The following is a 14,211-nucleotide window of genomic DNA, read 5'->3' on the forward strand; positions in this document are numbered from 1 at the left end:
AAGAGCATGACACCTCTCCGGACGCTGTGCCCGGCTCCTTCCCCCTCTGGGGGAAGGCTGGGTTGGGGGCCCGCCTCATGCAAAGTGCCCATGCAGATACCAAGCCGGCGCCTCGTCCAGCCGCGTCTGGAAGATCCACAACACCCCCGCCTTCGCCGACAGCGCCACCCAGTAATCCCGCACCACATTGCGCGTAGCCCCCACACCCTCCACCCGGTCCCACCAGCCGCCCTCCACCCGCTGCGGGCCGGCGAGCAACTGCAGCTCCCCTTGGTAAATCGGCCGGTTGCCACGCACCAGCAGCTTCAGCGGCTCGGGCAGCACGAAGCTGGGTTGCGGCAGGCCGGTGTCGGGCGCCGCGGACTTGCTGGATTTGCGCGGCAGCGGCTCGGGTGCGCTCTGCCAGCGGCACATCCATTCCTGGCGGTGGTCGGGCAGCACCACCGGGCGCAGCACGCGCCCCGGCCCCAGGCGCGCGGCCAGCCGCTCCAGCACCAGGTGCAGCGTCTCGCCCTGGCGCACGGTGTCGGGCAGCAACGAAGCGCTGGCCTCCACCAGCGGCTGCACCTCGATGGCCAGCAGGTGCAGGTCGCCCACGGGCGCGAGCAGCTGCACATGGGCCAGGTGCTCGGCGAGCAGGCGGCAGAGGTGTTCGGTGTCGCGCGTGGGCTCGGCGGTGCGCACCGTGATCTCGCCGCCCTCGCCCGCGTCGCGCGCGCGCATGGCGTCGTGCGCCCAGCGCAGCGTGAAGGCCGTGACACCCGCGCGCCGCGCCGCCAGCCAGCCGCTCATGACCAGCAGCAAACGCCGCGCGCCCCACAGCAGGGCCGGCGCCTGCTCCACGCGGGCCATGAGCTCCAGCCGCTCCTCGAACCGCTCGGGCAGCGCCACCCACACGTGGGCTTCGGGCTCGGCGCCGTAGGCCTGGTCGAGCGCCTGCAGCAACTGCTTGTCAAACCGCCGGCCCACACCCCCACGCGGCAGCGCGCGCACGTCGCCCAGCGTGCGGCAGCCGATGTGCGCGAGCGTGAGCTGATGCGGGTGCACCGCGCTCAGCACCTGCATGGGCAAGGCATCAAGCAGCAGTGGCAGCGGTTGTTTGAAACCGTTTTCAAGACCCGCGCGCGCCAGCGCCAGCGCGGCAAGGCTGTTGGGTGCCCAGGCCACCTGCGTCACGCCCACGTCTGCGCTCTCGGCCACCACGCGGTCGCGCAGCGCGCGCTTGCCGCCAAACAGGCGCACGCTCGCCGCCACCTCCATGAGCACCGCACCGTCGGCCAGCGTCACGCGGGGCGTGAACTGCAAGGCCCAGGTGGCCACGGCCCGGCGCGCCGCCTCAGTGGACGGCGCGGTGGGGGCGGTCGGGAGCAGGAGTGCTGACCACAACATGGTCTGTCTCTCGGGACATGTCGGACGGCAACAAGCGGCTGGGGAAACGCAGCCGCGGCGTGAGGATGGCGCGCAGCCCCCCGGGCACCGAGCCCAGGCGCAGCGTGTCCTGCAGCGGCGGGCCCTTGCGTTTGAAGATCTCCAGGTGCAGTTCCCAGTCCAGCCCCACGCGGGCCATCAACCGCAGCGGAGCCGCCGACGATTCGCGCACCGCCGCACTGGGCCGGCACAAAAACACCGGGCCCTCACAACTGGCGGCCAACACCTGCAGGCGGCGCACCTGCTCGGCCCGCGCCTGCGGGAGCCACACCACCAGCGCACCGCAGGCGTTGGCCTTGATGAGTTGTTCGGCCGACCACAGGCGCTCGGCCGCCGTGTCGGCCCGCACCCAGACCAGGTGGCGTTCGTCGATGCCCTCGAAGCGCAGGCCCGGCAGGTGCGGCGCCTTGGGCGGCCCCACCACCACCACCGCGCGGCCGGCGGCACACACCTGGCGCAGCGCCGGCCCGAGCAGGCGCCACTCCAGCATGCCGCTCTGCGAGGCGAGGATTTCAATGACGCCATGGCAGGGCCAGCCGCCGCCGGGCAGCTGCGCGTCCAGCGCCTCGAAGCCACTGGACAGCACCGCCGACACCGGGCCGCCGAGCTGGTCACCGCGCCAGATGGCCGCAGCCACGGCCATGGGCAATTCACCCGGCAAACGGGCCAGGCGTTGCTGTTTGGGCGGGGGTGAAACCATCGGCGCGGAAGACAGGTCGTCCTCCTGCCAGTCGAGGGCGGGATGCATGGCGGGGTGTCCGGGTGGGGTTGGAGAGAGCAATAAATACTGTATGTGCGTACAGTATATGAAAGGCCGGTCGGTGTCCAGCGGCAACACAGCCCGCATGGTTTGCCCCCTTGCCGCCACCATCCAAACTCCTCACGATGCGGGGCACCACTTCACAAGGAACGCCATGGCCGTGCACGACACCGACTACCTCATCGTGGGCGCCGGCGCCACCGGCCTGGCCTTTGCCGACACGCTGCTGCAGGAGAGCGATGCGCACCTCACGCTGGTGGACATGCACGGCCAGCCCGGCGGCCACTGGAACGACGCCTACCCTTTTGTCTCGCTGCACCAGCCCTCGGCTTTTTATGGGGTGAACTCGCTTCCGTTGGGCACCGGCCGCCAGGACACGGTGGGCCACAACGCCGGCCTGTACGAACTGGCCAGTGGTGTCGAGGTGAGCGGTTATTTCCAGCAGGTGATGCACCAGCAACTGCTGCCCAGCGGCCGCGTGCGCTACCTCCCCATGAGCCGCTTCGAGGGGCTGGCCGCCGGCACCGCCCGCGTGACCTCATTGCTCTCGGGCGCGGAGTCCAGCATCACCGTGCGCAAAAAACTGGTGGACGCGCGCCACTTCAGCCCCACCGTGCCCGCCACCACACCGCCGAAGTTCAGCGTGGCCGAAGGCGTGCGCCTGGTCACGCCCACGCAGCTCACCCAGCTCTGGCAAAGCGCGGCCGAGCGCCCTGCCCGCTTCTGCATCCTGGGCGCCGGCAAGACGGCCATGGACACTTGCGTCTGGTTGCTCGAATGTGGTGTGCCGCAAGACGCCATCAGCTGGGTGATGCCGCGCGACTCGTGGGTGGTGAACCGGCTCACCACGCAGCCCGGCGAAGCGTTCTTCAAACACTCCATGGGCGGGCAACTGGCGCAGATGAAGGCGCTGGCCGAGGCCAGCAGCGTGACCGATCTGTTCGAGCGCCTGGAGGCCAGCGGCCAGATGCTGCGCATCGACACGCAGCACACGCCCCGCATGTTTCACTACGCCACGCTCTCCGAAGGCGAGGTGCAGGTGCTGCGGCAGATCCAACACGTGATCCGCAAGGGCCGCGTGCTGGCCATCGAGCCCGGTGCGCTGGTGCTGGAGCAAGGCCGCGAAGCCCTGGCCGACAACACACTCTGCATCAACTGCACCGCCTCCGCCGTGGAGCCGCGCGACATTGAGCCCATCTTCCAGCCCGGCAAGATCGTGCCCCAGTTGGTGCGCGCCCCACTGATCACCTTCAGCAGCGCCATGTGCGCGTATGTGGAAGCGCACCACGACGACGACGCCACCAAGAACACGCTCTGCACCCCCGTGCCCTTTCCACGCAACGTGGGCGGCTATGTGCAATCCACCCTGGTCAGCCTGGCCAACCAGATGCGCTGGAGCCAGGACAAGCCCTTGCGCCACTGGATGCGCGAAAGCCGCCTCGACGGCTTCGGCAAGATGACCGCCAACATCGACCCTGCGGATACGGAAAAAACCGCCATCGTGGCCGAGCTGCGTCAGCAGGCGATGGCGGCGGTGGGCAATGTGAAGCGGCTCATGGCCGGATCAGCGACATGAGTTGATCCGCTCCGTGCTGAACCGCCTCACTCGATCACGACCTTCGCTTCCTTGACCAGCTTGCCGAATTTTTCGGTCTCGTTGGCGATCTGCTGCGCCATCTGCGCGCTGGTGTCGCCGATCGGCTCGGCGCCGATCTCGGCCATGCGGCTGCGGAACTCGGGCGACTGAATCACCTTGACCATCTCGGCGTTGAGGCGGGCCACGATGTCCTGCGGCGTGGCCGCCGGGGCGAGCACGCCGAACCAGGTGCCGATGTTGAAGCCCTTGAGGCCGGCCTCCTCCAGCGTGGGCACGTCGGGCAGGGCCGCCGAGCGCTTGGCCGTGGTCACCGCGAGCGCGCGCAGCTTGCCCGCCTTGATGTGCGGCAGCACCGGCGTGATGGTGTCGAAACTCATCATGATCTGACCGCCCAGCAGGTCGGTGGACAAAGGGCCGCTGCCTTTGTACGGGATGTGGATCACGTCGGTGCCGGTGAGGTTCTGGAACTGCGTGCCGATCAGGTGCTGCGCCGTGCCGTTGCCGTTGGAGCCGTAGGCCATCTTGCCCGGGCTGGCCTTGAGCAGGGCCACCAGTTCGTTCACGTTCTTCGCGGGCGTGGTGGCGTTGACCACCAGCACGTTGGGTACCAGCGCCACGGTGGTGATGGGGGCCAGGTCTTTGGAGAAGTCGTAGGGCAGCTTCTTGTAGACGCTCGACGCAATGGTGTGGTGCACCGCGCCCATCAGCAGCGTGTGGCCGTCGGGCCTGGCCTTGGCCACGAAGTCGGCACCGATGGTCGCACCCGCGCCGGGTTTGCTCTCCACCACCACCGGCTGCCCCAGGCTTTGCGACAGCTTGTCGGCCAGCGCGCGGGCCAGCACGTCGGTGGTGCCGCCGGCCGCAAACGGCACGATCAGGCTGATGGGCCGCGCGGGCCAGCTTTGCGCCATGGCACTGCTGCCGACAACGGCCAGGCCCAGGGCCATGGCTTGCACCACACGGCGGCGGGTGAAGGAATGAATGGCTTGCATGCTTGTCTCCAAAACGGCGCGCTCAGCGCTCTGATGAACCGGGCTCTGCGGCCCGGTGGGGGTTTCCGGAACACGGAACCCGTGCGTCCGGCATGAACGTCAACTCAGGCGGCCAGGCGTTGCTCACGCACGCCGAGCAGTTCGCACACGGCCTGGGTCACCTGCGCCGTGGTGGCTTTGCCACCGAGGTCACCGGTGTGCAACGCGGGGTTGGCCGTGACCTGTTCGATGGCGTTCATGAGGCGCTGGGCCGCATCCATCTCGCCCAGGTGTTCGAGCAGCATCACGCAGCTCCAGAAGGTGCCGACCGGGTTGGCCAGGCCCTTGCCCATGATGTCGAAGGCCGAACCGTGGATGGGCTCGAACATGCTGGGGTAACGGCGCTCCGGGTCGATGTTGCCGGTGGGTGCAATGCCCAGGCTGCCGGCCAGCGCGGCGGCCAGGTCGCTCAGGATGTCGGCATGCAGGTTGGTGGCCACAATCGTGTCCAGCGTGGCCGGGCGGTTCACCATGCGGGCGGTGGCCGCGTCCACGATTTCCTTGTCCCACTTCACGTCCGGGAACTCGCGTGAAATCTCCAGCGCGATCTCGTCCCACATCACCATGGCATGGCGCTGGGCGTTGCTCTTGGTGATCACGGTGAGCTGCTTGCGCGGCCGGCTCTGCGCCAGCTTGAAGGCAAAGCGCATGACACGCTCCACCCCCACGCGGGTCATCATGGTCACGTCGGTGGCGGCTTCGATCGGGTGGCCCTGGTGCACGCGGCCGCCCACGCCCGAGTATTCGCCCTCGGAGTTCTCGCGCACGATCACCCAGTTCAAATCGTCGGGCTTGCAGCGCTTGAGCGGTGCGTCGATGCCGGGCAGGATGCGCGTGGGTCGCACATTGGCGTACTGGTCGAAGCCCTGGCAGATCTTCAGGCGCAGGCCCCAGAGCGTGATGTGGTCGGGAATGTCCGGGTCGCCCGCCGAGCCGAACAGAATGGCGTCCTTGTGGCGCAGCGCATCCAGGCCATCGGCCGGCATCATCACGCCGTGTTCGCGGTAGTGGTCACCGCCCCAGTCGAAATTCTCGAAAGCAAAGCGGAAGTGGCTGGAGGCGGCCAGGGCTTGCAGCACCTGCTGGCCGGCAGGCACCACTTCCTTGCCGATGCCGTCTCCAGGAATCGTGGCAATGGCGTAAGTTTTCATGAGTTGGCCTCCGTGTGTGGTCATTCGATGGAGCGAATGTAGGTCTTGCACGGCGTGCAAATTCGCCGCTAAAGTGAATCCATTGTTTACTTTGATTCAACAGTGGAACGCCCATGAACAACGCCATCCAACCCGCCGACCTGGGCTTTTTCTCCGTGCTGGCCGGTGCCGGCAGCCTGAGCGCTGCAGCCCGCGAACTGGGCGTGACCACGCCCGCAGTGAGCAAGCACCTGGCGCAGATGGAAACCCGCCTGGGCGTGTCGCTGGTGAACCGCACCACCCGGCGCATGGGCATGACGCCCGAGGGGGAGCTCTACCTGGAGCACGCGCGCCGCATCCTCGGTGAGATCGACGGCATGCAGGAACTGCTGGGTGTGTCCAAAGGAACGCCCAAGGGCCTGCTGCGCGTGAACGCCACGCTGGGCTTCGGGCGCAGCCACGTGGCGCCGCTGATCTCGCGCTTCGTGCGCAAGCACCCGCAGGTGGAGGTGCAGCTCCAGCTCTCGGTCAACCCACCCGCACTGACCGACGACTCCTTTGATGTCTGCATCCGCTTCGGTGCACCGCCCGACGCGCGCGTGATCGCCCGCCACATCGCGCCCAACCGTCGCCTGCTCTGCGCCTCACCGGCCTACCTGGCGAGACACGGCACGCCCAAGGTGCCCAACGACCTGATCAAGCACAACTGCATCGGCATCCGCCAGGGAGAAGAGGCTTACGGCCTGTGGCGCCTGAGCACGGGCCGCGGCAAGAACGTGACCACCGAAGCCATCAAGACCCGCGGCAACCTGACCACCAACGACGGCGAGATCGCGGTCAACTGGGCGCTGGACGGCCACGGCATCCTGATGCGCGCCGAGTGGGACATCGAGCGCTTTCTTGCCAACGGGCGGCTGGTGCAGGTGTTGCCGCAGCACGCCACACCCGACGCCGACATCTACGCCGTCTACCCCCAGCGTCACCAGCTCGCGGTGCGCGTGCGGGCGTTTGTGGACTTCGTGGCGCTGGCGTTCAAGAAGCAGGTGGGCACGGCGTAGCCTGGCCCTTGGATGAATGGAGCCCGGCGCGCGGACCCACCTGTTTGAATAGGACAATCGACCGGATGCACCTCACGACAGTCTCCCCAGCGCTCGGGCAATTCCCTGAGCGCAGGCGCATGCCGTTTGCGCTGCTGTTCTCGTTGGTGTTCCACGCATTGCTGCTGGGCCTGACCTTTGGTGGCCAGGGCATCGGCCTGCCGGGCTTCGGCCTCCCCTGGCAAGACCGGCGGATCGAGGTGCCCAACCTGCGCATTCTGCTGAATGCAGCGCGGGGCACGGCGGCTGAGCCGTCGACCGAGCCGGTGGCGCAGCCGCTGCCGCCGGTGCAGGCTGTGACGCAGAAAGCGCCCATGCCCGAAGCCGCATCGCCACCGGCTCCATCGACTCCAGCTCCAGCTCCAGCGCCCAGCGAAATCGCGACCGCGCCCAGCGCCCCTCAGCCGACCGCTCAACCCGCTGCGGTGGCGCTGGTTGAGCGCGCCGCGCCAGAGGAACAGGCACAGGAAGCCCCCAGGCAGGAGCTTGAGCGTCTCGAAGCTGCACAGCGAGAAGTGGTCAGACAGGTGGCTGCACAACAGGAAGCGGAAGCGGCCTGGCAAGAGGCCGCGCGGCTGGAAACCGCGAAGCTGGAGCTTGAACGGCTGGAAGCGGCTCGGCAAGAGCTTGCGCTGCAGGCAGCAGCGCAGGAGTCTGCCCGGCAGGAACAGGCCCGGCAGGCACTGGCTCAGGTGGAAGCCAACCGACTGGAAGCCGAACGCCAGGAGACCGCCCGCCAGGCAGCCGCGCAGGCCGAAGCCGCACAGCGGGTGGAGGCCGAACGGCAACGGGCCGAGCACCAGGCGGCTGCGCAGCAAGAGGCCACCCAGCAGGAGGTCGCCCGCGCGGAGGCGGCCCGGCGCGTTGAAGCGGAACGCATCGAGGCCGAGCGTCAAGCCGCCGCGCAACGGGAAGCAGCACAGCAGGAAGCCGCCCGCCTGCAGGCGCAGCGCGCCGAGGCGGAGCGGCTGGAGGCCCAGCGTCAAGCAGCAGCCCGGCAAGAAGCCACCCGACAGGAAGCCGCTCGCCGGCAGGCGGAGCAGGCCGAAGCCACACGGCAGGAGGGCGAACGCCAGGCCGCCGCACAACAAGCGGCCGCCCAGCAGGAGGCGGCTTCCCGCCAGCAGGCCGCGCCATCCGAGGCTGCACGCCTGCAGGCCGAGCAGCAGGAGGCGCAAGCCAGACGCGAAGAGCGGCTGCGCGCCATCGGGCGGCAGTTGAACGAAGAAGCCGACCGGCGCGATGCGGCGGCCAAGGCGGCGAACCAGTTGCCCTATTCGCTGAGCACCGCGCGCCGTGCGCGGCTCTTCGGGCGTTCCGACCCCAACACCGATCTCATCCTGTATGCCGAGGCCTGGGCCCGCAAGATCACGATGAACATGACCATCGACATGGTTCGCGAGGCGGCCAGGCAACCGCACACCCAGCCGGTGGTGACGGTGGCGATCCGCAGCGACGGCTCGGTGGAGGCGGTGACCCTGGTGCGCTCCAGCGGCGTGCCGGCGCTGGACGAAGCCATCGAGCGCATCGTGCGCAGCCAGGCCAGCTACCCGGCGTTTTCGCCTGCCCTGGCCAGCCAGTACGACGTGGTGGAGATCCGCCGCACCTGGCACTTCGACGTGGCGGTGCGGCTGTACTGAGCCTGCGGTCAACGCCTGATTTTTGAGCATCCCCCGCATCGTGAGGCGGGCGGCGGGCTGTGGCGGTTGTCCACGTTGTTATCCACAGCGTAGGGCACAGTCTCTGTGCGCAACACGCCCTGAGGTCACGCGCTCACGACAAGCCCAGCATGTGCCCCAGGCGAGCGTCGCCTCGCCCGCCCAACACCAGCGCGTGCGCGGCCTGCACGGCGTCCGTGCCGCGGTGGTGTTGCACCACCACCCATGGCGCATGGGGATGGTTCACCTGGGCGATGAAGGCGTGCCAGGCCTTCGCCATGCGGTCGTTGAAACCGGCCGTGCCCCAGTCGCCGTGGCGCTTTTTGGCCTGCGCGGGCGCGAAGAACAGCACCGGGCGTGGGCCGGCGAGGTCGCGGCCCCCCGCGAGCTGGTCCACATGCGTGCCGCCGATGGAGCAGCTGTAGGCCAGCGCGCTGAAGCGGGCGTGGATGGCCTTGCGCAGCGCACCGTTGCCGGCGAAGTCCACGTACGCGCAGGGCGTGTCCTGCGGCAACTGGTCGAGCTGGTCGTAGGTGAACACGCGGCTGTAGACACCCAGGCTTTCGCAAAACGCCACGTTGCCCGGCGAGGTCAGACCCACCACCTCCACCTCGGGCCGCTGCGCCAGTTGCGCGGCGGTGGCATACGCGGTCTTGCTGCTGGCCGACGAGAGCAGCATCACGCCGCGCTTGCCGCCTTTGTTCGTGCCGAAGAAATCGTTGTCGGCCAGAAAATCATCGATCAGCCAGGCGGTGAGGAAGAGCGGTCGCAGCAAGGCCTGCAGCGGCTCGGTGGCGGGGTCGTACAAAGGGTCCACCGCGCAGCGCAGGTAGTGGTTGTAGACCGGGTGCAGCGCGCTGCGGTGCGGTGCGCTGTCAAAGAAGCCCTCGGGCGAGAGGCGCGCGGGCTTGAGCACCGCGTGCGAGGCCATGGGCCAGTAGCCGTACAGGCGTTCGCCCACGGCCACGCTGGCGCACTGCGTCTGCTCCACCACGCCGAAGCCCCACACCGGTACCACGCCCCACGCGGCCTCGTCTGCGGCCTGGGGCGTGACAGGAAAGAACTGCCAGTAGTTCATCGTGTCGCCGAAGGCGGCATAGGTGATGTTGTTGGAGGTATAGGCAAAGTGCTCGATGCGCACGCGGACCTCGCCTTCGGCCAGCGGCGCGTCGGGCAGTTGCACGGTGCGGGTGGTGGCGAGCTGGTCCTTGCGGACCTGGAACTGCAGTGTGGTCATGGTGAAACCTGCGAAGTGGAACGGGCGTCGACATGGTGCACCGATCGGGCGACCAGGGTTGTCACGCGCGTTTCCTGACGGCGCGAAGACGCACATCCGCTCAGAAGCCAGTGTCAGGCGTCGGAATCCGAACGCACCGGTGCCGGCTTTCTCACCTGTCGGCGGTTCAGCACCCCCTGAGCCACCAGCGCCACGCTGCCCAGGCCCAGCATCAGCCAGCCCAGGTTGACAGCGCCATGGTGCGGCACCAGGCCCACGGCGTAGCCGCCCACCGCGCCCATGAGTTGCTGCGCCAGGCCCGCCACCGCGGCGGCCGAACCGGCCAACGCCGGCACCAGGCCCACCGTGCCGGTGAGCGCAGGGGGCACCAGAAAACCGTTGCCCAGGCCCAGCAACATGAGCGGCAGGGCAAAGGCCAACGGCGTGTCCACATTGGCCAGGGCGAGCACCAGCATGAGTGCGATGCCGCCCACCGAGAACACCTGGCCCAGCATCATCATGGCGCGGTCGCCGGTGCGGTGCACCAGGTGCGTGGTGAGGTAGTTGCCCACGATGTAGGACAGCGGCACGACCATGATGTAGTAGCCAATACCCGCCGGCCCCACGCCATAGCTGCCCAGCACGATGGGCGCGCCCGCGAGGAACGCATAGAACGTGGCGGTGGTCATGGACAGGATGAGCACGAACAGCAAAAACGAGGGCTCTCGCGCCAGCCGCGCATACGACGACAGCATGGCGCGCAGCCAGTGCGGCTGCACCGTGGTGCTCGGCTCGTGGTCGGGCAAGCCCTTCCACGCGGCCACAAACAGCACCACCGCGAGCACCGCGATGAGCACGAAATTGGCCTGCCAGCCCAGGCGCACATGGATCTGCCCGCCCAGGATGGTGGCGGTGGGCGGGATCAGCCCCATGGCCATGCCCACATAGGCCATCACGCGTGTGCGCTCGGGGCCGGTGAAGAGGTCCTGCACCATGGCGCGGCCCACCACCATGCCGGCCGCGCAGCCCGCGCCCTGCAGCACGCGCGCCGCCGTGAGCCACGCCAGGCTGGGCGAGAGCGCCGCCAGCACCGAGCCCAGGCCCGCCAGCGCCACGCCGAACATCAGCACCTTCTTGCGCCCCCACCGGTCCGACCACGGGCCGTAGAGCAACTGCAGGCCGCCGTAGGCCACCACATAACCGCTGAACGTGAGCTGCACGCTGGCCTGGTCCGACCCGAACATCGCGCCCCACTCCTGCATGGACGGCAGGCAGATGGTCATGGCGAGCAGGCCAAAGGCGAGCTGCGCGATCAGGTTGGCGACCAGCGGGGCGTGAGAAGGCTTGGGGGATGCGGTGACGGACATGGGCAGGGCAACACGGCGAGCGTGCCGTGGGTCGGGACGCGGGTCCCACAAAGGCGAGGCGTGAGTCTAGGGCCTGTCGCTTCAGGTCACCGGCGCAGGGTTGAACAGCACCAGCGCGTTGTGCAGCTTCCAGCGTTCGGCCCAGGTTTTCTTGCGACCACTGGCCACGTCGAGCATCAAGCGAAACATCTCCCAGCCCACGTCCTCGATGCTGGCCGAGCCGTCGGCAATCGTGCCGGCGTTGATGTCCATGAGGTCGTGCCAGCGCCGCGCGAGATCACTGCGCGTGGCGACCTTGATGACCGGCACAGCGGCCAGGCCATACGGCGTGCCGCGCCCGGTGGTGAACACGTGCAGGTTCATGCCGGCGGCCAGTTGCAGCGTGCCGCAGATGAAGTCGCTCGCGGGCGTGGCGGCGTAGGTCAGGCCTTTGGACTTGAGCTTTTCGCCAGGCGCCAGCACGTTGGAAATCGGCGCGCTGCCCGACTTCACGATCGAACCCATGGCCTTCTCCACGATATTGGACAGGCCACCCTTCTTGTTGCCCGGCGTGGTGTTGGCGCTGCGGTCCACGCTGCCGCGCTGCAAATAAGCGTCGTACCAGGCCATCTCGCGCACCATGGCCTGCGCCACCTCGGGCGTGGTGGCGCGCGCGGTGAGCTGGGCGATGCCGTCGCGCACTTCGGTGGTCTCGGAAAACATCACGCTGGCGCCGGCGCGCACCAGCAAATCCGTGCAGAAGCCCACAGCGGGGTTGGCGGTGACGCCACTGAACGCGTCACTGCCGCCGCACTGCACGCCCACCACGAGTTCGCTGGCAGGCACGGTTTCGCGGCGGCGTTTGTTGAGGCGCTGCAGGTGTTCCTCAGCCTGGCGCACGATGGAGTCCACCATGCTCATGAAGCCCACGTGGGCATCGTCTTGCAAACAGACCACGTCCAGGTCGGGCGCTGCACCACGCTGATCGGCAATGGGGATGCTGCCCGGCGGCAGCAGCCGCTCGGGCTGCAGCTTCTCGCAGCCCAGGCTCACCACCATCACCTCACCGCCGAAGTTGGGGTTCAGGCTGATGTGGCGCAGCGTGCGAATGGGAATGATCGCGTCGGGCGCGTCGATGGCCACACCGCAGCCATAGCCGTGTTCGAGTGCCACCACATCGTCCACGTTCGGAAAACGCGGCAGCAGCTCGGTCTTGATGCGCTGCACCGCGAAGCTGGTGACGCCGGCCACGCACTGCACGGTCTGGGTGATGGCCAGGATGTTGCGCGTGCCCACCGAGCCGTCGGCGTTGCGGTAGCCCTCGAAGGTGTAGCCCTCCAGAGCCGGCAACGGCTCGGGCTTCACGGTCGCCATGGGCAGGTTCTCCAGGCCGCGCGCGTCGGGCATCTGCAGCAGGCGTTCGTGCACCCAACTGCCGGCGGCAATGTCGGCCAGCGCGTGGCCGATGGGCACGCCGTAGCGCAGCACCACCGCGCCTTGCGGCAGATTCACCAGCGCCACCTTGTGGCCTTGCGGCACCTTGTCGCGCAGCACCAGGCCGCCGGGCAGTGGCGTGCCAGCGGGCAAGCCACCGTCGTTGGCGACGATGGCCACGTTGTCGCTGGCGTGCATGCGGATGGTCAGCGGCGCGGCCGTGCGTGCTGCGGGGGGTGGTTGGGTTGCGTGAAGGGCTTGTGACATCCCTGTCTCCTAAGATTGCGGGGTTCAGCGTGCGTCGGTGGCCATTTCGGCATACGATCGCCATGCATTTGGTACCGGTACCATTTCAAGCCCCGATTAAGCCTCAAATGAAAGAAACCGACAACTCCCGGCGCGCGCGGCGTGGCAGCGGCGCCATCACCCTGCGCGACGTGGCCAAGCTCGCCGGCGTGGCGCCCATCACCGCGTCGCGCGTGCTCAACACACCCGAGCAGGTGTCGGTGGACGTGCGGCAGAAAGTGCTGGACGCGGTGCAACGCACCGGCTACGTGCCCAACCGCATGGCCGGCGGCCTGGCCTCGTCGCGCAGCCGCCTGATTGCGGCGGTGGTGCCGAGCACGGTGATGTCGGTCTTCATGCCCACCATCGAGGCGCTGAACGACACGCTGTTCGACGCCGGCTACCAGCTCATGCTGGGGCAGTCGAGCTACTCGGCGGCGCGCGAGGAGTCGCTGCTGGAGGCCATCATCGGCCGGCGACCCGACGGCATCTTCCTCACCGGCATCCTGGGCCCGGGCCTGGGCCGCACACGCCTGATGGCATCGGGTATTCCGGTGGTGGAAACCTGGGACCTCACGCCCACCCCGATCGACATGCTGGTGGGTTTCTCGCACGCCGACATCGGCCGCGAGGTGGCACGTTTTCTCTTGGGCAAGGGTCGGCGCAAGCTGGCGCTGATCCGCGCCGAAGACGAACGCGCCGACCGCCGCGCCAGCGCCTTCACCGACGCGGTGGTGCGCGCGGGTTTCGGGCCGGTGTCGGTGGTGAATGTGGGTGCTTCGCGCTCCTTGCAGAGTGGACGCGAGGCCCTGGGCCAGCTGCTGGCGCAGGCGTCCGATGTGGACGCGGTGTTCTGCAGCTCCGACCTGTTGGCACTGGGTGTGTTGACCGAAGCTCGCGTGCGTGGCATTTCGGTGCCCGATCAAATGGCCATCATGGGTTTTGGTGACGTGCCGTTTGCGGCCGACATGGCGCCCGCGCTCAGCACGGTGCACATCAACGGTGTGGACATCGGCCGCCTGGCGGCGCGCAGCCTGATCGATCGGGCCGAGGGGCGCGAGGTGGCGCAGCGGGTGGTGGACGTGGGGTTCTCCATCGTCGAGCGGGAGACCTCCTGAGGTTCTCTCGGGTTTGTTTTCTCCGGGCTGGTCCGGTCATCGGCGACCACGGGGCACGGCTCCGCGAATGTCCCCCGGGGCCTTTGGCCCCTCCTCCTTGATTTCGCTGCG

Annotated in this window: 11 protein-coding genes; 4 read left to right on the plus strand and 7 right to left on the minus strand. The window is 68.3% G+C overall.

The window, feature by feature from the left end; all coding sequences use genetic code 11:
- Positions 1–75: 75 nt before the first annotated feature.
- Together ACN4F8_RS18715 and imuA are read right to left on the minus strand one after the other, a co-directional pair.
- Positions 76–1,389, minus strand: coding sequence for a Y-family DNA polymerase (locus ACN4F8_RS18715; RefSeq protein WP_419474957.1), 1,314 nt, complete (start codon positions 1,387–1,389; stop codon positions 76–78).
- Complete coding sequence (gene imuA / locus ACN4F8_RS18720) at positions 1,337–2,176, minus strand: translesion DNA synthesis-associated protein ImuA (protein WP_419474958.1); 840 nt, start codon at positions 2,174–2,176, stop codon at positions 1,337–1,339. Before imuA ends, ACN4F8_RS18715 begins: the two co-directional genes overlap by 53 nt.
- A gap of 166 nt (positions 2,177–2,342) precedes the next feature.
- On the opposite strand from imuA, the gene ACN4F8_RS18725 reads away from it, so the two are divergent.
- Positions 2,343–3,764, plus strand: coding sequence for an NAD(P)-binding protein (locus ACN4F8_RS18725; protein ID WP_419474959.1), 1,422 nt, complete (start codon positions 2,343–2,345; stop codon positions 3,762–3,764).
- A gap of 26 nt (positions 3,765–3,790) precedes the next feature.
- Here the strand turns inward: ACN4F8_RS18725 and ACN4F8_RS18730 are convergent, their stop codons facing one another.
- A complete protein-coding gene (locus tag ACN4F8_RS18730; RefSeq protein ID WP_419474960.1) occupies positions 3,791–4,777 on the minus strand; it encodes a Bug family tripartite tricarboxylate transporter substrate binding protein in 987 nt (328 codons plus the stop codon).
- Positions 4,778–4,881: 104 nt separating this feature from the next.
- Positions 4,882–5,967, minus strand: coding sequence for a tartrate dehydrogenase (locus ACN4F8_RS18735; RefSeq protein WP_419474961.1), 1,086 nt, complete (start codon positions 5,965–5,967; stop codon positions 4,882–4,884).
- Positions 5,968–6,080: 113 nt separating this feature from the next.
- Between ACN4F8_RS18735 and ACN4F8_RS18740 the strand changes: the two genes are divergently transcribed.
- Positions 6,081–7,004 carry a LysR substrate-binding domain-containing protein gene (locus ACN4F8_RS18740; protein ID WP_419474962.1) on the plus strand — a complete coding sequence of 308 codons (924 nt, stop codon included), beginning with the start codon at positions 6,081–6,083 and terminating at the stop codon, positions 7,002–7,004.
- Positions 7,005–7,069: 65 nt separating this feature from the next.
- On the plus strand, positions 7,070–8,683 hold the full coding sequence (locus tag ACN4F8_RS18745; RefSeq protein WP_419474963.1) for a TonB family protein: 1,614 nt from the start codon (positions 7,070–7,072) through the stop codon (positions 8,681–8,683).
- Positions 8,684–8,816: 133 nt separating this feature from the next.
- On the opposite strand, the gene ACN4F8_RS18750 is transcribed toward ACN4F8_RS18745, so the two are convergent.
- The 3 genes from ACN4F8_RS18750 to garD form a co-directional block, all read right to left on the minus strand.
- The gene (locus tag ACN4F8_RS18750; protein WP_419474964.1) at positions 8,817–9,938 is read right to left on the minus strand and encodes a DUF2855 family protein; all 1,122 of its coding nucleotides are present in this window, start codon (positions 9,936–9,938) and stop codon (positions 8,817–8,819) included.
- Positions 9,939–10,051: 113 nt separating this feature from the next.
- Positions 10,052–11,284 carry a multidrug effflux MFS transporter gene (locus ACN4F8_RS18755; protein ID WP_419474965.1) on the minus strand — a complete coding sequence of 411 codons (1,233 nt, stop codon included), beginning with the start codon at positions 11,282–11,284 and terminating at the stop codon, positions 10,052–10,054.
- A gap of 81 nt (positions 11,285–11,365) precedes the next feature.
- Positions 11,366–12,964: a galactarate dehydratase gene (gene garD / locus ACN4F8_RS18760; protein ID WP_419474966.1), complete on the minus strand. Its 1,599-nt coding sequence runs from the start codon at positions 12,962–12,964 to the stop codon at positions 11,366–11,368.
- 107 nt (positions 12,965–13,071) lie between these two features.
- On the opposite strand from garD, the gene ACN4F8_RS18765 reads away from it, so the two are divergent.
- The gene (locus ACN4F8_RS18765; RefSeq protein ID WP_419474967.1) at positions 13,072–14,100 is read left to right on the plus strand and encodes a LacI family DNA-binding transcriptional regulator; all 1,029 of its coding nucleotides are present in this window, start codon (positions 13,072–13,074) and stop codon (positions 14,098–14,100) included.
- The last annotated feature ends 111 nt before the right edge of the window (positions 14,101–14,211 follow it).

This window comes from Hydrogenophaga sp. (assembly GCF_048549895.1).
Classification (GTDB): Bacteria; Pseudomonadota; Gammaproteobacteria; order Burkholderiales; family Burkholderiaceae_C; genus Hydrogenophaga.